Source organism: Streptococcus gwangjuense (assembly GCF_003627155.1).
In the GTDB taxonomy this organism is placed as follows: Bacteria; Bacillota; Bacilli; order Lactobacillales; family Streptococcaceae; genus Streptococcus; species Streptococcus gwangjuensis.
This window is the reverse complement of record NZ_CP032621.1, coordinates 321767-343154: the sequence shown is the minus strand read 5'-3', so window position 1 is coordinate 343154 and position 21388 is coordinate 321767. Positions and strand designations below refer to the sequence as shown.

24 protein-coding genes and 1 pseudogene are annotated in these 21388 nt (G+C 41.5%); 3 read left to right on the top strand and 22 right to left on the bottom strand.

Features of this window, described 5'->3' with window-relative positions:
- The first annotated feature begins 69 nt into the window (after positions 1 to 69).
- The 3 genes from murT (at position 70) to D7D53_RS01580 (ending at position 3405) form a co-directional block, all read left to right on the top strand.
- Positions 70 to 1413 (top strand): lipid II isoglutaminyl synthase subunit MurT, encoded by a 1344-nt coding sequence (murT, locus tag D7D53_RS01590; protein WP_120769918.1) that lies wholly within the window; start codon positions 70 to 72, stop codon positions 1411 to 1413.
- A complete protein-coding gene (gatD, locus tag D7D53_RS01585; protein WP_020902082.1) occupies positions 1413 to 2195 on the top strand; it encodes a lipid II isoglutaminyl synthase subunit GatD in 783 nt (260 codons plus the stop codon). The genes murT and gatD overlap by 1 nt, the downstream gene beginning before the upstream one ends.
- Before the next feature lie 127 nt (positions 2196 to 2322).
- Positions 2323 to 3405 (top strand): M24 family metallopeptidase, encoded by a 1083-nt coding sequence (locus tag D7D53_RS01580; RefSeq protein WP_120769917.1) that lies wholly within the window; start codon positions 2323 to 2325, stop codon positions 3403 to 3405.
- 101 nt (positions 3406 to 3506) lie between these two features.
- Here D7D53_RS01580 and D7D53_RS01575 read toward each other — a convergent pair whose 3' ends face one another.
- The 22 genes and pseudogenes from D7D53_RS01575 to pepV form a co-directional block, all read right to left on the bottom strand.
- Positions 3507 to 3968, bottom strand: a complete 462-nt coding sequence (locus D7D53_RS01575) for an ECF transporter S component (protein ID WP_120769916.1) — start codon at positions 3966 to 3968, stop codon at positions 3507 to 3509.
- Positions 3946 to 4719: a bifunctional hydroxymethylpyrimidine kinase/phosphomethylpyrimidine kinase gene (locus D7D53_RS01570; RefSeq protein WP_120769915.1), complete on the bottom strand. Its 774-nt coding sequence runs from the start codon at positions 4717 to 4719 to the stop codon at positions 3946 to 3948. Before D7D53_RS01570 ends, D7D53_RS01575 begins: the two co-directional genes overlap by 23 nt.
- A complete protein-coding gene (gene truA / locus D7D53_RS01565; protein ID WP_120769914.1) occupies positions 4709 to 5458 on the bottom strand; it encodes a tRNA pseudouridine(38-40) synthase TruA in 750 nt (249 codons plus the stop codon). The genes D7D53_RS01570 and truA overlap by 11 nt, the downstream gene beginning before the upstream one ends.
- A gap of 99 nt (positions 5459 to 5557) precedes the next feature.
- Positions 5558 to 6709, bottom strand: coding sequence for an MFS transporter (locus tag D7D53_RS01560; RefSeq protein WP_120769913.1), 1152 nt, complete (start codon positions 6707 to 6709; stop codon positions 5558 to 5560).
- A gap of 124 nt (positions 6710 to 6833) precedes the next feature.
- Complete coding sequence (locus tag D7D53_RS01555; RefSeq protein ID WP_049492375.1) at positions 6834 to 7463, bottom strand: Pr6Pr family membrane protein; 630 nt, start codon at positions 7461 to 7463, stop codon at positions 6834 to 6836.
- 2 nt (positions 7464 to 7465) lie between these two features.
- Positions 7466 to 7804 (bottom strand): zinc ribbon domain-containing protein YjdM, encoded by a 339-nt coding sequence (locus tag D7D53_RS01550; RefSeq protein WP_120769912.1) that lies wholly within the window; start codon positions 7802 to 7804, stop codon positions 7466 to 7468.
- Between the two features lie 207 nt (positions 7805 to 8011).
- A complete protein-coding gene (locus D7D53_RS01540) occupies positions 8012 to 8530 on the bottom strand; it encodes a Dps family protein (protein WP_004237560.1) in 519 nt (172 codons plus the stop codon).
- 151 nt (positions 8531 to 8681) lie between these two features.
- Positions 8682 to 9092, bottom strand: a pseudogene (locus D7D53_RS01535) (ATP-binding cassette domain-containing protein); the annotation flags it as partial.
- A 75-nt stretch (positions 9093 to 9167) separates the two neighbouring features.
- The gene (gene tpiA / locus D7D53_RS01530; RefSeq protein WP_000087893.1) at positions 9168 to 9926 is read right to left on the bottom strand and encodes a triose-phosphate isomerase; all 759 of its coding nucleotides are present in this window, start codon (positions 9924 to 9926) and stop codon (positions 9168 to 9170) included.
- A gap of 97 nt (positions 9927 to 10023) precedes the next feature.
- Positions 10024 to 10701, bottom strand: a complete 678-nt coding sequence (locus D7D53_RS01525; protein ID WP_120769911.1) for a DnaD domain-containing protein — start codon at positions 10699 to 10701, stop codon at positions 10024 to 10026.
- A gap of 8 nt (positions 10702 to 10709) precedes the next feature.
- The gene (metA, locus tag D7D53_RS01520) at positions 10710 to 11654 is read right to left on the bottom strand and encodes a homoserine O-acetyltransferase MetA (RefSeq protein ID WP_120769910.1); all 945 of its coding nucleotides are present in this window, start codon (positions 11652 to 11654) and stop codon (positions 10710 to 10712) included.
- 287 nt (positions 11655 to 11941) lie between these two features.
- A complete protein-coding gene (locus tag D7D53_RS01515; protein WP_001049318.1) occupies positions 11942 to 12454 on the bottom strand; it encodes an adenine phosphoribosyltransferase in 513 nt (170 codons plus the stop codon).
- Between the two features lie 85 nt (positions 12455 to 12539).
- A complete protein-coding gene (locus tag D7D53_RS01510) occupies positions 12540 to 13298 on the bottom strand; it encodes a class I SAM-dependent methyltransferase (protein ID WP_120769909.1) in 759 nt (252 codons plus the stop codon).
- A 487-nt stretch (positions 13299 to 13785) separates the two neighbouring features.
- Positions 13786 to 14475 (bottom strand): 50S ribosomal protein L1, encoded by a 690-nt coding sequence (gene rplA, locus D7D53_RS01505; RefSeq protein WP_001085675.1) that lies wholly within the window; start codon positions 14473 to 14475, stop codon positions 13786 to 13788.
- A 207-nt stretch (positions 14476 to 14682) separates the two neighbouring features.
- Positions 14683 to 15108, bottom strand: coding sequence for a 50S ribosomal protein L11 (gene rplK / locus D7D53_RS01500; RefSeq protein WP_001085807.1), 426 nt, complete (start codon positions 15106 to 15108; stop codon positions 14683 to 14685).
- Between the two features lie 122 nt (positions 15109 to 15230).
- Positions 15231 to 15947: an LD-carboxypeptidase LdcB/DacB gene (ldcB, locus tag D7D53_RS01495; protein WP_042750442.1), complete on the bottom strand. Its 717-nt coding sequence runs from the start codon at positions 15945 to 15947 to the stop codon at positions 15231 to 15233.
- Between the two features lie 2 nt (positions 15948 to 15949).
- Entirely contained in the window at positions 15950 to 16420 is a 471-nt protein-coding gene (locus tag D7D53_RS01490) for an HIT family protein (protein WP_042750444.1), read from the bottom strand.
- A gap of 1 nt (position 16421) precedes the next feature.
- The gene (locus D7D53_RS01485) at positions 16422 to 17459 is read right to left on the bottom strand and encodes a M42 family metallopeptidase (RefSeq protein ID WP_049551994.1); all 1038 of its coding nucleotides are present in this window, start codon (positions 17457 to 17459) and stop codon (positions 16422 to 16424) included.
- Positions 17460 to 17556: 97 nt separating this feature from the next.
- The gene (gene brnQ, locus D7D53_RS01480; RefSeq protein ID WP_033685412.1) at positions 17557 to 18882 is read right to left on the bottom strand and encodes a branched-chain amino acid transport system II carrier protein; all 1326 of its coding nucleotides are present in this window, start codon (positions 18880 to 18882) and stop codon (positions 17557 to 17559) included.
- A 170-nt stretch (positions 18883 to 19052) separates the two neighbouring features.
- Complete coding sequence (locus D7D53_RS01475) at positions 19053 to 19340, bottom strand: rhodanese-like domain-containing protein (RefSeq protein ID WP_120769908.1); 288 nt, start codon at positions 19338 to 19340, stop codon at positions 19053 to 19055.
- Positions 19337 to 19927: a uracil-DNA glycosylase family protein gene (locus D7D53_RS01470; protein ID WP_120769907.1), complete on the bottom strand. Its 591-nt coding sequence runs from the start codon at positions 19925 to 19927 to the stop codon at positions 19337 to 19339. Before D7D53_RS01470 ends, D7D53_RS01475 begins: the two co-directional genes overlap by 4 nt.
- 53 nt (positions 19928 to 19980) lie before the next feature.
- Positions 19981 to 21381 carry a dipeptidase PepV gene (gene pepV, locus D7D53_RS01465; protein ID WP_120769906.1) on the bottom strand — a complete coding sequence of 467 codons (1401 nt, stop codon included), beginning with the start codon at positions 21379 to 21381 and terminating at the stop codon, positions 19981 to 19983.
- Positions 21382 to 21388 lie beyond the last annotated feature (7 nt).

Genomic DNA, 21388 nt, shown 5'->3' with positions numbered 1-21388 from the left:
CTAGTTTGCTCTTTGATTTTCATTGAGTATCAAATCTGTCTTTTCCCTCTTTTATGATATAATAGAAACATGAAATTAAAAACTACTTTGGGCCTTCTTGCTGGGCGTTCTTCCCACTTCGTTTTGAGCCATCTTGGCCGTGGAAGTACGCTCCCAGGAAAACTTGCCCTTCAATTTGATAAAGATATTTTACAAAACCTAGCTAAGAACTACGAGATTGTCGTGGTCACTGGAACCAACGGAAAAACCCTGACAACTGCCCTCACTGTCGGCATTTTAAAAGAGGTTTATGGTCAAGTTCTGACCAACCCAAGCGGTGCCAACATGATCACAGGGATTGCAACGACCTTCTTAACAGCCAAATCTTCTAAAACTGGGAAAAATATTGCCGTTCTAGAAATCGATGAAGCCAGTCTATCTCGTATCTGTGACTATATCCAGCCAAGCTTATTTGTTATCACCAATATCTTCCGTGACCAGATGGACCGCTATGGTGAGATTTACACAACTTACAAGATGATTTTGGATGCTATTCGTAAGGTGCCTACGGCTACTGTTCTCCTTAATGGAGACAGTCCACTTTTCTACAAGCCAGCTATTCCAAATCCTGTACAGTATTTTGGTTTTGACTTGGAGAAAGGCCCAGCCCAGCTGGCTCACTATAATACAGAAGGGATTCTCTGTCCTGACTGCCAAGGCATCCTCAAATATGAGCACAATACCTATGCAAACTTGGGTGCCTATATCTGTGAAGGCTGCGGATGTAAACGTCCTGATCTCGACTATCGCTTGACAGAACTAGTTGAGTTGACCAACAATCGCTCTCGCTTTGTTATTGACGGACAAGAATATGGTATCCAAATCGGTGGTCTCTACAATATCTACAACGCCCTAGCTGCGGTTGCTATCGCCCGTTTCCTCGGCGCAGATTCGCAACTCATCAAGCAGGGATTTGATAAGAGCCGTGCTGTCTTTGGACGTCAAGAAACCTTCCATATCGGTGACAAGGAATGTACCCTCGTCTTGATTAAAAATCCAGTCGGTGCAACCCAAGCTATCGAAATGATTAAACTAGCTCCTTATCCATTTAGCCTATCAGTCCTTCTTAACGCTAACTATGCAGATGGAATTGATACCAGTTGGATCTGGGATGCTGATTTTGAACAAATCACTGACATGGACATCCCTGAAATCAACGCTGGCGGTGTGCGTCATTCTGAAATTGCACGTCGTCTACGAGTAACAGGCTATCCAGCTGAGAAAATCACTGAAACAAGTAGTCTGGAACAAGTTCTTAAAACCATTGAAAACCAAGATTGTAAGCATGCTTATATTCTGGCTACCTATACTGCTATGCTGGAATTCCGCGAACTGCTGGCTAGTCGTCAGATTGTTAGAAAGGAGATGAACTAATGGTTTATACTTCACTTTCCTCAAAAGCTGGCAATTACCCCTATCAGCTCAACATTGCCCACCTCTATGGAAATCTCATGAATACCTATGGGGACAATGGAAACATCCTCATGCTTAAGTATGTGGCTGAAAAACTGGGAGCCCATGTGACGGTTGACATCGTTTCTCTCCATGATAACTTTGATGAAAATCACTACGACATTGCCTTTTTCGGTGGCGGTCAAGACTTTGAACAAAGTATTATTGCGGACGACCTACCTGCTAAAAAAGAGAGCATTGACAACTACATCCAAAATGACGGTGTGGTTCTGGCTATCTGCGGTGGTTTCCAACTATTGGGGCAATATTATGTTGAAGCTTCAGGCAAACGCATCGAAGGGCTAGGGGTCATGGGCCACTATACCCTCAACCAGACCAATAACCGTTTTATCGGGGACATCAAGATTCATAATGAAGATTTCGATGAAACCTACTACGGATTTGAGAATCATCAGGGCCGCACCTTCCTCTCAGATGATCAAAAACCACTGGGACAGGTTGTCTATGGAAATGGAAACAACGAGGAAAAAGTCGGTGAAGGGGTTCATTATAAGAATGTCTTTGGTTCCTACTTCCACGGGCCTATCCTATCTCGTAATGCCAATCTAGCTTATCGCCTAGTCACTACTGCCCTCAAGAAGAAATATGGTCAGGACATCCAACTCCCTGCCTATGAGGACATTCTCAGCCAAGAAATCGCTGAGGAATACAGCGACGTCAAAAGCAAGGCTGACTTTTCTTAAACAAAGTGAAACTATATCAAAGAACCCCGTTATCTTGTCGGAGTTCTTTTTGTCTTTTCTTTTACCCTTCTCCCTTGCATTTTCTCTCATTTTTTGCCAAAATAGAGGGGTAGAAAGAAGGTAGCATATGTCTAAATTACAACAAATCGTAGCATATCTTGAATCAGAAAAACTAGACGTCGCTGTCGTATCTGACCCCGTCACAATCAATTACCTCACTGGCTTTTACAGTGATCCCCATGAACGCCAAATGTTCCTTTTTGTCCTAGCAGATCAGGAACCCCTCCTCTTTGTCCCAGCCCTTGAGGTTGAGCGTGCAAGTAGCACTGTTTCCTTCCCAGTTGTGGGCTATGTGGATTCTGAAAATCCATGGCAAAAAATGAAACATGCTCTTCCACAACTTGACTTCAAACGTGTTGCAGTCGAGTTTGACAATCTCATCTTGACCAAATATCATGGTTTAAAAACCGTTTTTGAAACTGCTGAGTTTGAAAACCTCACTCCTCGTATCCAACGTATGCGCCTCATCAAATCAGCTGACGAAGTGCAAAAAATGATGGTTGCAGGTCTCTATGCGGACAGGGCTGTTAATGTTGGTTTTGAAAATATTTCTCTTGATAAGACTGAGACAGATATCATCGCTCAAATCGACTTTGCCATGAAACGTGAAGGCTATGAAATGAGTTTTGATACCATGGTCTTGACTGGTGATAATGCTGCAAATCCACACGGTATTCCAGCAGCTAACAAGGTTGAAAATGATGCTCTTCTCCTCTTTGACCTTGGTGTTCTGGTCAACGGTTACGCATCAGACATGACTCGTACAGTAGCAGTCGGCAAACCTGACCAATTCAAGAAAGACATTTACAACTTGACCCTTGAAGCCCAACAAGCTGCTCTTGACTTTATCAAGCCGGGTGTGACTGCTCATGAAGTGGACCGCGCTGCTCGTGAAGTCATTGAAAAAGCTGGTTACGGCGAGTACTTCAACCACCGTCTTGGTCACGGTATCGGTATGGATGTCCACGAATTCCCATCTATCATGGAAGGAAACGACATGGTCATCGAAGAAGGCATGTGCTTCTCTGTTGAACCAGGTATCTATATCCCTGGTAAAGTCGGTGTCCGTATTGAAGACTGCGGTGTTGTTACCAAGGATGGCTTCAACCTCTTTACAAGCACCAGCAAAGACTTGCTTTATTTTGATTAAAATTCTTCAAAAATCTTCCCACAATAAAACGCATAGTATCAATCTTTCAACACCTGATACTATGCGTTTTTCTTATTTGAAATACTTTTGACTCAGCCTCTTTACTTAATCTTCTTGATACTTTGACTAAGAATAAATCCTACAATCATCCCTACCATATTTTGCATGAAATTTGGTAGAATTTCTGGTAGGGCTGCAGCCCAGCCATTCATCAATGTAGAACCCAAGGCGTAACCCCCTACCATGGCAATCGTTGCTAAGATAAGGCCTAACCACTGAGTTTTTCCTTTAAATCCTGCGAAAAATCCCTGCAAGCCATGGTTGACCAAGCTAAAGAACATCCACTGAGGGTAGCCTGATAAGAGATCAATCAAGAAACCTGCTAGTCCTCCTACTACAGTCCCTTCACGGCTACCAAAGTAGAAGGCCGTAAAGAAGACACCCGCATCTAAAAGAGTTAGAATGCCTGTCGGTGTTGGAATTTTTAAGAAATAACCTAGAACCACAGAGAGGGCGGTTAATAGGGATACAAGGGCAATTTTAGTTGTTTTGGTTTGCTTCATATTGTCTTACTCCATACTGATCTGCTTGTGCAATGGCACGATAAACGAAAGCCTTAGAGCTTTCTACTGCTGGTAAAAGTTCATCACCTTTGACTAGGTGACTTGCAATGCTGGAGGCAAAGGTACAACCTGCACCAGCATTTTGCCCTTGGATGACAGGATTTTCTAGGACTGTAAAGTTTTGTCCATCATAAAAGACATCTACAGCCTTGTCCTGACTAAGGCGATTGCCTCCCTTGATAATGACTGCTGGCGCTCCTAAGTCATGTAATTTCTGAGCTGCAGTTTTCATATCTTCAAGGGTTTTAATCTCTTGATCTGCTAGTAATTCTGCTTCAGGAAGATTAGGCGTAATCACACTGACATGAGGGAAAAAGCGAATCAGCTCTTGGCAGAGTTCACTGACAGCTATATCGTGCGTTTCCTTGCAGACCAAGACAGGGTCCAATACCACAGGAACTCCTGGGCGTTGCTTGATAAAGTCCAAAGCCTTCTCAGCCACACTGACAGTTGGTAGAAGACCAATCTTAATCCCCCCAAACTCCACATCACGCAAGCTATCTAATTCATGTTGAAAAATGATATCGTCAGTTGGAAAGACTTCAAATCCTTTTTCTGTCAAGGCTGTCAAGCAAGTCACTGCTACAAAACCATGCAAGCCGTTCAAGGTATAGGTAGCCAGATCAGCTGACAGGCCACCACCACTAAAAATGTCATTTCCAGAAAGTGCTAAAATACGATTATTCTTCATAACGAATCTCCTTTAAATACAAACCATTTGGTGCTGCAGTGGGACCTGCAAGTTGCCTGTCCTTTTTCTCCAAGATGAGGTCAATCTGCTCCACTGGCATACGATTATTTCCGATTTTGAGCAGTGTCCCCACCATATTGCGAATCTGCTTATACAAGAAACCATTTCCTGAAAAGGTAAAGGTCAAAAACTGGCCTGTCTCATCAACCCTGAGACTAGCTTCTGTAATGGTGCGAACCTTATCCTCTACACTAGTCCCAGAGGCTGTAAAACCGGTAAAATCATGGGTTCCCTCTAGCTTTTTGATTGCCATCTGCATCCGTTCCACATCGAGTGGATAGGGAAAGTGAGTGGCATAGTAACGGCGCATAGGATTTTTGGGACGGCCCCTGTCTACGATAAACTCATAGGTCTTGCTATGCTTGGCATAACGACAATGAAAATCATCCGTCACGAGCTCAATTGAAATCACATCAATATCTTCAGGGGACTGAGTGTCTAGAGCAAAACGGAGCTTTTCCTCATCCATCTGATAAGGTAGGTCAAAATGAATAACCTGTCCCAAAGCATGAACCCCACTATCAGTCCTACCAGCACCGTGAACAGTAATGGCTTGCCCTTTATTTAACTTAGTCAAGGTTTTTTCAATTTCTTCCTGAACGCTACGTGAATGAGGCTGGCGCTGAAAACCAGTAAAGGCATAACCATCATAGGAAATAGTTGCTTTATATCTCGTCATAACTTCTATTTTATCAAGAAAATAATCTGTAAACAAGGTTCTAAAACAAATACTGTCTGGGTACAAAATTCACAAAAAGAAAAACTTAGGAAACCAATCCTAAGCTCTCTTTTGAAGTAAGTACATGACAAAGATAGAGGTGATAATCAACCAAGATCCTAAGATAGCAAAGACCAACACCCCATTTTGTGTTAGTAAGCCAATTGCACCTAGAACGAATGGAGTCGTAAAGGCTCCGAAACTACAGCCTAAAACTGCAAATGAAGTTGCTTGATTGAGGAGTTTAGCTGGAATTCGTTCAGAGACAAGTTGAAAAACCGTCGTCAAGGCTACACTGTAGGCAAAACCAGCAAGAATGCTTCCTGCCACTACCACCCACAAGGATGGAGACAGGGCAATCACGATTTGCCCTAAGCCGAAGGTAATACCAGACCAGAGGAGCAGTTTCTCTTTAAAGATAGAAATCAAGAAAGAAAAACTCACACCAGCCACAATCCCAATCAACTGCATGACACTAAGAACAAAACTAGATAACTGGACATCTCCCAGTCCTCTTTCCACCATCAAACTTGGAATACGAATAGTAATAGCCGTATTGGTACAAACTACAACTGCCGCTTCGATAGCTAGGATAAAAATCAAGCCTTTCATTTCCCGAGTTAAGCGACTTGCTTCCTTCTCCTTTTTCTTGACTTCTTTCTTTTCCTTTCCATAAGGGACAAAGAGCAGATAAAGGGTCAGCACCAAAAATCCAGCACTATAGGCTAGGAAGGTAGCTGTCCAACCAAAGGCCAACAACTGACCGACTGCCAAGGTAATGAGAGAAGCTCCGACAACCTCTGCAGAACCGCGTAGCCCCAACATCTGAATCCGCGTTTTTCCTTGATAGCGTTCACTGATAATAGAAATGGCCTTAGCATTGATCATCCCAACACCCAAACCAAAAAGAATCCGTGTTCCAAAGACAAAGGGATAGGCTTGATACCAAAAGGGTGCTGTTCCACTCAGTGATAAAATCAGCAAGCCCAAACTAATCTGTAAGCGCTCAGGAAATATTTTTTCTAAGATGCCATTTAGTAGTAACATAATCATGATCCCGAAGGAAGGCAAGCTCGCCAAGAGCTCAATTTGTTCCTTAGGGTAGCCTTGATAATAGTCAAACATAGCTGGCAGGGCACTCGAGATGGAAAAGGATGTAATCAAAACGAGGGAGAGAGCCAAAATACTGGCCCGTTCTAAAAATTGTTTCATGAAATTTCTTTCTATATTTCTCTCAATCTTCTACTTTTTTGATAGTTATCAAACAAGCAAGAAAAGAAGAAGCCTCTTTGGTGTACAGACTCCTTCTTAAACTCGAAAATGAATCCCTTGTATCTTAGGATGACTTTCTCTTGATTTGCTTGATAAAGTAGAAGATAAATCCTGCCACCATATAGGCAACAAAGATAATCAGACACCACTTGAACACGACATCCCACCCCTTGTTCACATTCAAAAAGAAGTAAGGGAAGGGACTGACCTTAGAATTAGGAACATCAAGTTTCAGTACCAAGCCATTAAAAAGAGCAAAAATCATATAAAGCAAGGGTAAAATCGTCCACACAACTGGATCCCAAATCTTGTATTGACCCTGTTTGTCAAAAAAGAGGGTATCTGCTAAAAACCAGAGGGGAACGATATAGTGGCAAAGGAAATTTTCTAGGGTATAGAAATTAGTTGCAATAGGCGCTAATAGGAAATGGTAAATCACACAGGTAATCATGATACTCATGGTGACTCCACCTTTTAAGCGCAAAAGACTTGGTCTTTGCCAGTCTTCACCTAAACGGCTCATAACCTTTAGGAGATAGAGCGTAAAAATCGCGACTAAAAGGTTGGACAGAACCGTATAGTAGAGAAGCATCCCAAAGCCACCATGCTTGGCGATTTCAAGATAAACTCCCGTAAAAGCCGCTAGAAACAAGAAGATACGGCTATAAAATACAAGTTTGTAGTGCTTTGACATGCTTAAATTTTCTTCACAAACTCAGATTTGAGTTTCATGGCACCAAAACCATCAATTTTACAATCGATATTGTGGTCGCCTTCTACGATGCGAATATTTTTCACGCGCGTCCCTTGTTTCAAATCTTTTGGCGCACCTTTTACTTTTAAGTCCTTGATGAGAGTGACTGTATCACCGTCAGCCAATTTATTTCCGTTGGCATCGATAGCAACAAGGCCCTCTTCTACATCTGCAACTTCAGCAGGATTCCACTCATAAGCACACTCTGGGCAAACCAGTAGGGCACCGTCTTCGTAGACATACTCTGAGTTACATTTTGGGCAATTTGGTAGCTTGTTCATGGTTTCTCCTTATCATCATTCACTATTCTTTGAAAATCAAAATTTCTCGAACAGCAACTATTATACCTTAAAATCAGCATTTTGACAAATGAGTCGCCGGAGAAGCAAAGAAAAAATCATGTAACTTTGTCTGCTACATGATTTTTAAAAGATAGTTTATCATGAGTAGTGATACAGAAACTCATGATAGAAAGGGATGCATTTATCTTACAAACCAGGTGCTTGTCCAAGTTCTGCGGCAAGCATCCAGATTGTTTTATCAGTTTCAGTTTTAGCATCTGAGAAGATACCGTTTGTCACATCATCACCCTCTTCATCAGTGACATCCAAACCTTTTTGGAAGAGTTCTGACAAGTAACGGTAGATAGCAAGAACACGTTCCAAGCTTTCTTCAACATTACGGTATTCACCAGCTTCTTCTTCGATTTCACTGTTTTGAAGGAATTCTGTCAAAGTAGAGAATGGGCTTCCACCAAGCGTGATCAAACGCTCACTGATTTCATCCAATTGGCCATCAAGAGCTTCCATATACTCATCCATTTTTGGATGCCATACAAGGAAACCACGACCACGCATGTACCAGTGCACTTGGTGCAAAGCAACGTGAGCTACATACAAATCAGCAACAGCTTGGTTCAAGACTTCCTTTGTTTTTGCCAATGCTACTGGCGCTGCTTTTGTTAATGATGTTACGTCTTTTACTGCTTCTTTTTTCAATTCTACCATTTTATTTTACCTCATTCATTATTATTTGTAACCACTTCTTAATGATTACTACCTTAGTATACTACTAAGGAAAACCAATAGCAAGCCAAATGACTCACATGAGAAAAGTTGCAATAGACTGATAATTTAAGAAAAGTTTAGTTAGTTCTGATTAGCTTACTTTATAAGATTTACTTGAAAATTGGCTATGGTAAAGATCATAATAAAAAACTTTCGCTTGGAGTACACTTTCGTGATTTCCCTGCTCAATAATCTATCCATCCTTAAGAACGAGAATCACATTTACTTCTTGAATGGTCGAGAGACAGCGGGCGATGACAAAACTGTTCCTTCCTTTCATCAAGCATTTCATAGCTTTTTGAATCAAGAGTTCCAAACGGGTATCAACAGAGGAAGTCGCTTCATCCAAAATGAGAATTTTAGGATTAGCTAAAATAGCAAGCGCGATGATCAACAGTTGTTTTTGCCCGAGGGAAATATTGCTGGAGTCTTGGTTCATCTCCATGTTATAAGCACCAGGAAGAGTTCGAATAAAATTGTCTACATTAGCCTCTTTAATAGCAAAAAAGAAAGGACGATATTTGTCCTTTCTCGATTTTAGCTTTTCTTCAACCAAATAATGTTAATAAAGAGTCGATTATTTTACAAAGTCAAGCAATGCCAAGAAGCTTTCAGCTTCAAGTGACGCACCACCAACAAGGGCACCGTCAACGTCTGGGCAAGCCATGTATGAAGCAACGTTTTCAGGTTTAACAGAACCACCGTATTGAACACGAACTTTGTCTGCAACTTCTTGACCGAAGTCAGCAGCTACAACGTCACGAACAACTTTACACATTTTTTGTGCGTCGTCTTGTGAAGCTGATTTACCAGTACCGATAGCCCAGATTGGCTCATAAGCGATAACTGATGCAGCAACTTGTTCAGCAGTCAATCCAGCCAATGCAGCCGATACTTGAGCACCTACAAACTCAGCAGCTTTACCAGCTTCGTAAGTTTCAAGTGACTCACCACAACAGATGATTGGAAGCATACCGTTTGCAAAGATTGCTTTTGCTTTTTTGTTGATGTCTTCGTCAGTTTCATGGAAGTAGTCACGGCGTTCTGAGTGACCGATAACAACGTAGTCTGTACCGATTTCTTTCAAAACTTGTGGGCTTGTTTCACCAGTGAAAGCACCTGCATTTTCAAAGTAGCAGTTTTGAGCAGCAACTTTAAGGTTTGAGCCTTTTGCAGCAGCAAGAACAGTTGTCAAATCAAGAGCTGGAGCCGCGATACCTGCTTCAACAAGATCTGATGAAGGAAGTTTTGATGCAACTGCTTCAACGAATGCTTTAGCTTCTTCTGGATTTTTGTTCATTTTCCAGTTACCAGCGATAAATGGTTTACGTGACATTTCACATACCTCTTTTTTCAATTTATTTTCTATTTATTTTATCACAATTAGACACAGCTTGCAAATCTTACTCGGATTTCAAGATTGCTTACATGGATTAATCCTTCCAGAGATCCATGGCATTTCGGAAATCTGCAGATACCTGTGTCAACTGAGGATTGCTTGCTTCTCTCTCTGCTCGCTTAGCCTCAATTTGAGCCACGCTTTTGATACCTTCATGGCGCCAATTTCTCAAAATCGCCTGAATGTACTTCCAGTTTGGTTTTCCATTCAAAACAGCTTCACGAAGGGCTTCCTTAATCAAGTCAGCACTGGTTCCATCTTCCTTTAGTGTCTTGGTCAAATCCTCAATCTCAAAAGGCGTCAACAAGCGTCCCAATTCCTGCTGGAAGGTTTCTACCAAATCCTTGAGCTGATTTTGAGGTGTCAACTGGTCTGAACTTGAATGAGTAGCTCCAAGCAAGTCATCCAAACGTTCCAGAGCCAAACTTGCATCAAAAAGCAATTCAATTTCACCATTCAATTCGATGGTTCGATACTGAAGCAGACCCCTTTCCGTCAGATTGGAAATGGCCTGATTGACATCCGAAATTTCCTTGCCAATCCTTTCAGCAATCTGGCTTGGCGACATTTCATCCAAACCTGTCGTATTTTGCAAATAGAAAAATTGCCAGACCAGAAAATCATCGCTAGACGGAAAGAGTTCCTTAAAATGCAAGAGAAGGGCACTCGGTAAAACCAAGTTCCCTGATTTAAAAGCGTCTAAATATGTCATAATTCCTCTTATAAATACCCAAATGCGGATGCATCATCTTCTATTTTTCTCCAGTCAAAAGGGGTTTCCTGATAGACCGCATAGTTCACCCAGTTACTGAAAAAGAGGGCTGCTGATGAAGACCAACAAAGACAAGGTGTCTGGTTGACATCATCATCCTTAAAGTAATTTTCTGGAATATGAGGATCCAAACCAGCATCACGATCTCGGAAATATTCATTTGCCAAGGTATCACGGTCATATTCCAAATGCCCAAAACTATAAATTTCTCGCAAATCACGACTGGCCAAAATCGAAACCCCAACCTGAGGTCCTTCTGATAAAATCTCAAGATTGGTTTTATTTAAGATCTCTTCCTTGGAAATCTCCGTGTGCCGTGAATGAGGGGATACATAGCTATCGTCAAAGCCTCTAAAAAGAAGATGGCCCTCTTTTAAGGTGTCCTGAGGATAGATACCCGATAACTTACTGTCCATCTGGTATTTTTCCACTCCATAACGCAGATAGAGTCCCGCCTGAGCACCCCAACAGATATGAAGGGTCGAATAGACATGGGTCTTGGACCACTCGATTACCTGACTGAATTCCTCCCAATAGTCCACTTCCTCAAATGGTAAATGCTCAACTGGAGCACCCGTGATAATCATCCCATCAAAATACTCGTCCTTAACTTCAGGAAAAGTTTTATAAAAGGTCTCCATGTGCTCTGAACGAGTTGTCTTAGAACGATGGCTTTCCATATAGAGAAAATCAATATCCAGTTGCAGGGGTGTATTGGCCAAATGGCGCAACAACTGGGTTTCTGTGACCATTTTCTGTGGCATGAGATTTAAAATTAAAATCTTCAAGGGACGGATATCTTGGTGGGCCGCACGTTGATCATCCATGACAAAGATATTCTCTGTCCGTAAAATCTCAACAGCTGGCAATTTTTTATCAATTCGAATCGGCATAACCCTCTCCTAACTGTACTCTTTCAGGAATCATTGCATATGTTTGAAACTCTTCGAAAATCTCTTCAAACCGCGTCAACGTTGCCTTTCCGTACTCAAGTACAGCCTACGGCTAGTTTCCTAGTTTGCTCTTTGATTTTCATTGAGTATGAAACTAAATCTCAAACACTTAGTCCTTTTATTATACTGCAAGAAGATATAGTTTTCAATTATACTTTTTCTCTAACTAGCTATAGTCTATTTTTATATCCTAATGTAGAGAAAACAGCCCTAGGGACTGTTTTTCATTAATAATGCATAAGAACTTTGTAATCGTAGTCACCGATTTTTTCACGGCCGTTCAATTCATCCAATTCAACAAGGAAGGCACAACCTGCTACAACACCACCAAGTTTTTCAATCATCTCGATGGTTGCCTTAACAGTTCCACCTGTTGCCAAGAGGTCATCCACAATAAGAACACGTTGACCTGGCTTGATGGCATCAGCATGCATAGTCAAGGTATCAACACCGTATTCTTTTTCGTAGTCAGCAGAAATAACTTCGCGTGGCAATTTACCTGGTTTACGAACAGGTGCAAAACCAATTCCCAACTCAAAGGCAACTGGACAGCCCACGATAAAACCACGAGCTTCAGGACCTACAATCATGTCAATTTTCTTGTCAGTCGCATACTGAACGATTTCACGAACAGCATAGCTGTAAGCATTCCCATCAGCCATCAAAGGACTGATATCACGGAAGGTAATCCCTTCCTTTGGATAATTTTCAATTGTTGCAATATAATCTTTTAAATTCATCTTTTTCTTTCTTTCAAAGTTTTTACTCTCTATTATAGCATATTTTTTAAGAAAGAAAAAAGGAAAAGTTAACTTCAATAATTATCTAACGATTTGACGATTTATGACCAGCCATAGCAATAAATCCCAAGTTCTTTTTATTCTTATCAAACATTTTATACATAGTTAAAAACTGCTTTCTATTCTCCTTTTTACAAGCATTTACGCAAATTTTCAAAGTTCCTAGCCAACCTTCGTCATAAATCATACCTGATAATTTCATTAATGTCATTTCACCAGTCAATACTTTCACATCACGATAACCTGATTCTATCATCACCTCTTCCCAACCATCTTGAGTTAAAGGACCTACATTTACATGAATTGCTTGCGACAATTCCTGTCTGACAGACTCTTTAGCTTCCTTAAGAAGCACATCATGTGTCAAAAGAAGACCTCCTGGTTTTAAAACCCTTAGATATTCCATTACACATTTTTTCTTAGCTTGATCGGCTTGCATAGTCAGCATAGCTTCATTTATAACAATATCAAAACTAGCATCTTCATAAGGAAGTTTCATTGCATTTGCTCTTTCAAACCTAATCAAATGACCAACACCTGCCGTTTCAGCAGATTTTTTAGCCACTTCTAAAGCTTGTCCATCCATATCAACAGCAGTTATCTTACAACCAAAACGCTGTGCCAACTCAATTGCTGTAGTTCCCCTATTGCACGCAACTTCTAGTATTCTCTTTTCTTTTGAAAATCCTCCTTCTGCAATTAACCAATCTGTGGCACGTTTTCCACCTGGACGTAAGCGTTTTTTCCCCAATTTTGCTAAAAACTTATGACCTGCTTCTGACATTTGAACACCTCTGTTTTTTCTTCATTATAACATAAAATGATATTATCTAACAATTCTAATCTAGTTTTTGATGAACTATAATCAAACGCATACAGTCTGCCATGATTATAGCATAAATCTATTAATTAACTCTCTAGTTCGAATTCAATTGCTCACGTAGTTTACGCATATAGGTTACGACAACATATTTGTACTTTAGAGTTGCTGGCCTCCTTATCCGCTATCTACGCTTTACTATTACGTGCCTATTCGTATAGCCAAGATTTCTCTATCTCTTTCTCTGCCGATTATTATTTCCAACGTCAAACTTAAATAGTCTATCCTAATGCCGTTCGATCAGCTACTCACAATAGTCAGGCTTGGGAATCACTTTTGGGTTTACTAGTATATGGTACCCACAGAGGACTTACACCTCAGATGAACGAAATGTCCGTCGTACCTAAAAAAACGAGCACTTTCGTACTCGTTCTCTGATATAAACTACTGATTAAAGTGAGTTTACGTCAACTTTGATACCAACACCTTGAGTAGTTGTGATAGTCAAGTTTGTTACGTAAGTTCCTTTAGCTGTAGCTGGTTTTGCTTTTTGGATTGTTTCGTTGAAAGCTTTGAAGTTTTCAACCAATTTTTCAGCTTCAAATGATACTTTACCGATGATTGCTTGAACGTTACCTGCACGGTCAGCACGGTAAGTAATTTTACCACCTTTAGACTCTTCAACTGCTTTAGCAACATCCATAGTTACAGTACCAGTTTTAGGGTTTGGCATCAAGTTACGTGGCCCAAGGACACGTCCAAGACGTCCAACAAGAGCCATCATATCAGGTGTAGCGATAACTACGTCGAAGTCCAACCAACCGTCGTTGATTTTAGCAACAAGGTCATCTTCACCAACAAAGTCTGCACCAGCAGCTTTTGCTTCTTCAGCTTTTGCACCACGTGCGAAAACAAGAACGCGTGAAGTTTTACCAGTACCGTTTGGCAATACCATTGCTCCACGGATTTGTTGGTCAGCTTTTTTAACGTCGATGTTCAAGTTGTAAGCAACTTCTACAGTTGCGTCAAATTTTGCAAAGTTAGTTTCTTTTGCAAGTGCTACAGCTTCTTCTACGCTGTATGCTTTTGTGCTGTCGATTTTCTCAAGAGCAGCACGAAGTTGTTTGCTTTTTTTAGCCATTTTCTATTCTCCTTGTAAGTGGTTCAATCGATTTTCATCTCCCACGTCACTTCTCGAAATGATGAAGTCTTGCGGGTTTTCAGTCTATTATTTTTCTTTTCCTACTTCGTTAAGCTCCCTTGCTGTACTCAAGTACAAGCATCAGTCACTTGCCTAGTATGAAAAGCAACTAATAGACTGCTGTGAGATTTTCTACCGTGTTATTGATTAGTCAACAACAGTGAATCCCATAGAACGAGCAGTACCTTCGATCATACGCATTGCAGACTCTACGTTTGCTGCGTTCAAATCTGGCATCTTAGTTTCTGCAATTTCTTGTACTTGTGCACGAGTAACTGTAGCAACTTTAGTTTTGTTAGGTGTACCTGATCCTTTTTCAACACCTGCAGCTTTTTTCAAAAGAACAGCAGCTGGTGGTGTTTTAGTGATGAAAGTAAATGATTTATCTTCGTAAACTGAGATAACAACTGGAATGATCATACCAGCTTGGTCAGCTGTACGAGCGTTGAACTCTTTTGTGAATCCCATGATGTTGATACCAGCTTGACCAAGAGCAGGTCCAACCGGTGGAGCTGGTGTAGCTTTACCAGCAGGGATTTGCAATTTTACAAGTTTTTCGACTTTTTTAGCCATTTTTAAATCCTCCTTTGTGGTTTTGGCGGTAATTAAAGATTTTTACCTCCCACAAGTATGCTTTACACATACTCATCTATTATACACTATTTATCTGGAATTGCAAGAGAAAAGTTTATTTTTTAATCGACGTAATCTCCACCTTCAAAGCCGAAATACTCTTCCAAACTGAGGCCACTAGCTGCAATCTCTTTAGCCTCTTTTCCGACATAACGAAGGTGCCATTCCTCAGCCATATAGCCTGTTTCCTTTTCCTTACCTTTAAGATAACGGACAACAAAACCATAATCAGCCGCATGGTCCAAGAGCCATTGGGCCGCTTTTTCTTCTGTCACCAAATCACCATTTGTCCCAATCACATCAAAGGCCAAGCCTGTCTGGTGCTCGCTATAGCCAGGGCGGGCAGAGTAACGGTCTGCTGCAGCCTTTCCATCTTTATTGACATAATCTTGATAGAGCTTAGTCTGAGTCTCGTAACTTCTAAAACCACTGTATTGATCACTAATTGGGAAGCCTGCCTCTTGCATCGCTTTGATGAGTTTGACCAACTCAGCCTTGGCTGTTGGATTTTCCCCTGGATTGTAGTCTTTAGATAATGGATAGTGTTTATTTGCTACGATAATTTCATCGTATTTCCCTTGAATACTGTAGTAGTCACCTTTATTAACCACTTCTGCTTTTTTCTGGGTGGCTTCTTGAGTCTTATTTCCGACTGTTCCATCAGCTTTAGCTGTTTGTTCTGTCTTAGCTGCTCCATCTTCATTTTTTGCTTTTTCTTGTGAACAAGCTGCTAGACTCAAGGCTAGCAAGGCTGTCAAGACAAGGTATCTTTTTTTCATTTCTACTCCTTTATTTCTAATAGGTTGTCTACTTCTGGCGATAAACGTTTGACTAATTGTTTAATCTCATCAGGTTTTACTTGGCAGGTTTCTGCTGTCATTTCTTCAAAGGGAACCCACCAGACTGGACCACGTCCCTTGAGACCGTGACCATTCATATCACCTCTTCGTCTAGGAAACAGATGCCAATGAAGATGGGCATCACCATTTCCTAGCAGTTCGATATTCATTTTCTCGGCAGTAAAGGCCTTGGCAACTGCCTCTTGGACTAAACTCATTTCCTCTAGAAAACGGATTCTAGTTTCCTTCTCTAAATGATGCAATTCGGTGACGTGTTCCTTGGCTAGAAAGAGACTATAGCCTGCAAAATACTGGTGATCTCCAATCACAAGATAGCCTGTTTCTAGTTCTCTCACAAAGTAGGGATTTTCCCCAGCTTTAATGAGCTCAATTCTCTGGCAAATCAAACACATATTAGTCTACCAATATGCTCTTAAGATAAGCATCAACCATACGTTCCGTTGCGACCACCGAGTCAATATGAGTGCGCTCATATGAGTGGCTAGACTCGATACCAGCACCGAGAAGGGCGTGTTTGACTTCTGCCCCTGCAGACATAGCTGCTGAAGCGTCCGAACCATAAAATGGATAGATATCCAGCTTAAATGGAATATCTTGCTCTTTAGCCAAAGCAACCAAGTGTTGACGGAAGTCGTAGTGATAAGGTCCAGAAGCATCCTTGACACAGATAGACACTGTATATTCGTCTGTTTGCTGGTCATCTCCCATAGCTCCCATATCCACAGCCAGATATTCTACTACCTGAGCAGGAATGTTAGAATTAGCACCATGCCCCACTTCTTCAAAGACTGAAAAATCAAAATGAGTTGTTACGGGCAATTCAATCTTCTCTTCCTTATAAATACGAAGCAGGTTAAGCAAGATCGCTGCGCTGACCTTATCATCCAAATGACGAGACTTGATAAAACCTGTCTCTGTCACGACAGTTCGTGGATCAAAGCTGATAAAATCACCGACCTCAATCCCCAAGGCACGAGTTTCTTTTTCATTGGTCACTTTTACATCCAAACGCACTTCCATATTGTCCTGCGTGCGTTCTGCAGTTCCTGCATCCTTATAGACATGGCAAGAAGTCTGGTGGATGAGGATGGTTCCTGATACTTTTTCACCTGTGCTAGCCACATGAACGGTACAGTTTTCTCCTTCAATCATGTTCCAAGGGAAACCACCGATACGGTCCATTTTGAGACGGCCATCTGATTTGACAGCACGGACAATAGCACCCAGCGTATCCACATGGGCAGTCACATAGCGATGCTCCTTATCATTTTGACCTTTGATGGTCACATTGACACCACCCTTAGCTGTGCGAACCGGCTGGTAACCAAAACCTTCTAGAGTCTTGACTAAATAGTCCGAAACCTCCCGAGTGAAGCCTGTTGGCGACGCAATGGCTGTCAGTTCTTTAATATATTCTACTGTTTGATTCATTTCTTCACCTCTTTTGCTACCTATTATAACACATTTATCATCGGACTAAAAAAGAAAATCACTCCTGTAGACTTGACTACAAAAGTGATTTTAGTGATTATTCCATTTCAAAAACATCGCTTTCTTGCTTATTTGGTAGAACCAATGAGAGCAAGATTCCGACAACGGCTGGTACTAACCATGGGAGTGATGCCTTGGCAAAAGGAAGAGCGTTGACAAGATTCGCAAGAAACTCAACCTTAAACGAGCTTCCTAATACGCTTGCAATAGCAATAGCTGTAACCACAGCAATTGTCAACTGCATACCTGGTTTTGAAAGAGCTACAAATTTGTTGACAATGACAATCATAACGATAGCAATCGTGATTGGGTACAAGATAACCAGTACTGGAATGGAGTACTTGATAATCGCATCAAGACCCAAATTAGCAATGGCAAATCCAATCAAGGTAAAGGCTGTCGCATAAACCTTGTAGCTGATTTGTGGGAAGCGTTCATTAAAGAACTCAGCTGTTGACACAATCAAACCAACTGTTGTTGTGAAGCAGGTTACGGTAACCATAGCTGCAAGGAAGAGTTGAGCTGTTGAACCAAAGATTTCTTGAGTCGCTTGTGACAAGATGTAAACACCTGGTGTTCCACCCTTCATCGCCTCAGCTGGTACTGGGAAATGATTTCCAAGGAAACCTAAACCGATGTAAAGAGCACTGAAAGCAAGGGCAACAACGATCCCAACCACCCAAATAGTTGAAATGTATTCTTTCTTACTTGAAAATCCAAGTTGTTTCAAGGTTTGAACTGCGATTACGCTAAAGGCAACTGAAGCAAGGGCATCCAAGGTATTGTAACCTTCTAGGAAACCTGTCCCAAAGGCAGAAGCTTGATAAGCAGCTGAAGCAGCTTGAGGACTTGTTCCACCATATTTGAAAGCTCCTAAAACAACCAAGATAACGATCAAAATCGCAAAGACTGGCGTTAAGATACGGCCGATACGGTCCAAGATTTTTGATGGATTAAGCGAGATTAAATACGCCGCTGCAAAGTAAAGCACGGTAAAGACAATCAAGCCAAGCCCTTTATTTGCATCCGACAAAAGGGGGCTAATCCCTACTTCGTAAGCTGTTGTAGCTGTACGTGGGATAGCAAAGAATGGACCGATTGACAAGTAAAGAACTGAGAGGTAAAGAGTCGCAAACCAAGGCGCTATCTTTGTTGAAATCTCGTAGATATATCCTTTAGGATTTAGCGTTCCAATAATAAGGGTCAAGACGGCGATACCGACGCCTGAAAAGACAAAACCTGCGATGGCAGGAAGAAAATGTTCTCCAGATAGAGCACCCAGAGAAGGCGGAAAAATCAAGTTTCCCGCACCAAAAAATATTCCAAACAGGAGTAAACCTGTTAGGGCACCTTTTTTAGCCATGTAAATCTCCTTCATATTTATAAAATACTGACCTAGTATATCATGAATAGGAGTATGAAAAAAGCTTCACGAAGTAAATATTGAATGTTTTCAAGATTCTTAAAAATGAGAATTATCTAAAAATAAAATTCTCCTACCTAGTCCACACCAAGTAGGAGAATTGAAAATTTTTAAAGTTCTTCAAAGGCCATCATGCCACCTTGAACATTGATAACCTCATAACCTTGTTCAGCTAGGAATTGACAAGCACGCGCCGATCTCATTCCAGATTTACAAATAACATAATGTAACTGATCCTTGTCCAATTGATCATAAGTATCAGCTAATTGACTCAGCGGTAGGTTGTGGGCACCTTCTAAATGAAGAGATTCAAACTCATCCACTTCTCTCACGTCTACTAGAGAAAGTTGGTCGTTTTGGTAAAGCTGGTAAAATGCGTCAAAGGAAATTTCTTTCATTCTTTTTCTCCTAAAATAGTTTTAATTCTTTTTTTCAAATCTGGCACCACTTCTGACTCAAACCAAGGATTTTTGGCCATCCAGATTTGATTTCGCGGCGAGGGGTGAACTAGTGGAAAATAGGTTGGCAAGTAGTTCTGGTAATGTTTTACCCGTTCTGTCACCTTGCCACTAATTTTTTCCTGTAAATAGTAGGCTTGAGCATATTGTCCAATCAAGAGGGTTAGCTGAATATCAGGCAATTCTTTCAAGAGCTGAGGATGCCATTTTTCAGCAAAACCCGCTCGCGGTGGCAGGTCACCTGAATTGCCATGGCCTGGAAAGTAGAAATCCATAGGCAAAACAGCAAAATAACCTGAATTGTAAAAGGTATCTTCATCCACACCTAGCCAGTCCCGCAAGCGGTCACCACTTTTGTCCTTCCAGTAAAGGCCTGCTTCTTGGGTTTTAAGTCCCGGTGCCTGACCGATGATATTGATGCGAGCTGTCTTTGGCACTGCAAAGAGAGGCTCAATGCCACGCTTTGTATAGCTGGCATTTTGTGGATCTGACATAATAGCCTGCTTGATTCTTTCAATTTGAGACATCTACTTTCCCTCCAAAAAGAAGTCTAAGCATACAATCTCAGACTTCTATCGTTTTATTTGATCAATTCGTAAATAGCTTCGGCATAGATTGCTGCTGCTCGGAAAAGATCGTCCAAGGCGATAAATTCATTGGCTTGGTGCATGGTGTCAATTGAGTCTGGGAACATGGCACCGTAGGCAACTCCGCGTTCGAGCAAGCGACCAAAAGTACCACCACCGATGACTTGCTCGTGACCTTTAAGACCAGTTTGTTTTTCATAGACATTCAACAAGGTTTGCACAAGCGGATCTTCCATTGGTACATAGTGAGGCGTGTGACCGTGTTCAGAGAGGCTAACAGAAGCAACTGGCAAGTTTTCAAGAATTGACTTGATTTGCTCTGGGTTGGTTCCTTTTGGATAGCGGATGTTAAGGGCAATCGTATTGTCAGCACTTGTTTCATCAAAGCGGAAGACGCCTGCATTCATAGAAAGGGCACCCATCTTTTCGTCCACATGAGCAATCTTGAGACTTTCACCCTCATGGTCGTTCAAAAGAATTTTTCCAGCGATGTCAAGGTAGTCTTTTGCAGGTCCAGCAAAGTCAAACTGGCTGAGGAAGAGGGCAAGGTAAGTCGCACCATTAACACCTGAAGCAGGCATAGCACCATGGGCTGATTTACCAATGATGGTCACCTTGTATTGACCAGTCTCTTCGTAAATTTCTCCTCTGAGTTTGTGTTCTGCAACAAAGGCATCTAATTTAGCGTGCAAGTCAGCCAAGTCGCCTGAAACAACTGCTGTTGCTGATTCAGGCACCATGTTTTCACGCAAACCACCTGTAAAGCTATGAAGACGGGCAGCACCTGTATTTTCGCCTGCAAAGTGGAGGTATTCAGTAATGTTTCCTTTTTCACCGTTGATGATAGGGAATTCAGCGTCTGGAGAGAAACCGAAGTCTGGTTTTGCAAGTCCTACGTGCTCGAAGTAGTAGTCCATGTCTGCCCAGCCTGATTCTTCGTCTGTTCCCACGATGAAGCGGACTTTCTTAGAAGTTGGAAGGCCCAATTCTTTGATGATTTTCAAGCCATAGTAACAAGCTGTTGTAGGTCCCTTATCATCAGAAGCACCACGCGCATAAAGGCGACCATCTTTGATAGTTGGTGTATATGGATCTGTGTCCCAACCGCTACCAGCAGGCACCACATCCATATGGGCAAAGATTCCGAGAACTTCTTCTCCATCACCAAACTCAAAATGTCCTGCATAGTTATCAACATTCTTAGTTGGATAGCCATCACGGTCTGCGATTTCAAGGAATTTCTCCAAGGCTTTTACTGGACCAGGTCCAAATGGATGCTGGGCATCAGCCTTGCTGTCATCACGTTCTGAGTTGATTTCCAAAAGGCTAAACAAGTCAGCCAAGAGGTCTTCTTTGCGTTTTTCTACTTCTGCTGTAAAATCAATTACTGTCATTTTTTTC

Coding starts and splice junctions, on each gene's coding strand:
- murT (WP_120769918.1), top strand. CDS start 70: ATGAAATTAAAAACTACTTTGGGCCTTCTTGCTGGGCGTTCTTCCCAC.
- gatD (WP_020902082.1), top strand. CDS start 1,413: ATGGTTTATACTTCACTTTCCTCAAAAGCTGGCAATTACCCCTATCAG.
- D7D53_RS01580 (WP_120769917.1), top strand. CDS start 2,323: ATGTCTAAATTACAACAAATCGTAGCATATCTTGAATCAGAAAAACTA.
- D7D53_RS01575 (WP_120769916.1), bottom strand. CDS start 3,968: ATGAAGCAAACCAAAACAACTAAAATTGCCCTTGTATCCCTATTAACC.
- D7D53_RS01570 (WP_120769915.1), bottom strand. CDS start 4,719: ATGAAGAATAATCGTATTTTAGCACTTTCTGGAAATGACATTTTTAGT.
- truA (WP_120769914.1), bottom strand. CDS start 5,458: ATGACGAGATATAAAGCAACTATTTCCTATGATGGTTATGCCTTTACT.
- D7D53_RS01560 (WP_120769913.1), bottom strand. CDS start 6,709: ATGAAACAATTTTTAGAACGGGCCAGTATTTTGGCTCTCTCCCTCGTT.
- D7D53_RS01555 (WP_049492375.1), bottom strand. CDS start 7,463: ATGTCAAAGCACTACAAACTTGTATTTTATAGCCGTATCTTCTTGTTT.
- D7D53_RS01550 (WP_120769912.1), bottom strand. CDS start 7,804: ATGAACAAGCTACCAAATTGCCCAAAATGTAACTCAGAGTATGTCTAC.
- D7D53_RS01540 (WP_004237560.1), bottom strand. CDS start 8,530: ATGGTAGAATTGAAAAAAGAAGCAGTAAAAGACGTAACATCATTAACA.
- tpiA (WP_000087893.1), bottom strand. CDS start 9,926: ATGTCACGTAAACCATTTATCGCTGGTAACTGGAAAATGAACAAAAAT.
- D7D53_RS01525 (WP_120769911.1), bottom strand. CDS start 10,701: ATGACATATTTAGACGCTTTTAAATCAGGGAACTTGGTTTTACCGAGT.
- metA (WP_120769910.1), bottom strand. CDS start 11,654: ATGCCGATTCGAATTGATAAAAAATTGCCAGCTGTTGAGATTTTACGG.
- D7D53_RS01515 (WP_001049318.1), bottom strand. CDS start 12,454: ATGAATTTAAAAGATTATATTGCAACAATTGAAAATTATCCAAAGGAA.
- D7D53_RS01510 (WP_120769909.1), bottom strand. CDS start 13,298: ATGTCAGAAGCAGGTCATAAGTTTTTAGCAAAATTGGGGAAAAAACGC.
- rplA (WP_001085675.1), bottom strand. CDS start 14,475: ATGGCTAAAAAAAGCAAACAACTTCGTGCTGCTCTTGAGAAAATCGAC.
- rplK (WP_001085807.1), bottom strand. CDS start 15,108: ATGGCTAAAAAAGTCGAAAAACTTGTAAAATTGCAAATCCCTGCTGGT.
- ldcB (WP_042750442.1), bottom strand. CDS start 15,947: ATGAAAAAAAGATACCTTGTCTTGACAGCCTTGCTAGCCTTGAGTCTA.
- D7D53_RS01490 (WP_042750444.1), bottom strand. CDS start 16,420: ATGTGTTTGATTTGCCAGAGAATTGAGCTCATTAAAGCTGGGGAAAAT.
- D7D53_RS01485 (WP_049551994.1), bottom strand. CDS start 17,459: ATGAATCAAACAGTAGAATATATTAAAGAACTGACAGCCATTGCGTCG.
- brnQ (WP_033685412.1), bottom strand. CDS start 18,882: ATGGCTAAAAAAGGTGCCCTAACAGGTTTACTCCTGTTTGGAATATTT.
- D7D53_RS01475 (WP_120769908.1), bottom strand. CDS start 19,340: ATGAAAGAAATTTCCTTTGACGCATTTTACCAGCTTTACCAAAACGAC.
- D7D53_RS01470 (WP_120769907.1), bottom strand. CDS start 19,927: ATGTCTCAAATTGAAAGAATCAAGCAGGCTATTATGTCAGATCCACAA.
- pepV (WP_120769906.1), bottom strand. CDS start 21,381: ATGACAGTAATTGATTTTACAGCAGAAGTAGAAAAACGCAAAGAAGAC.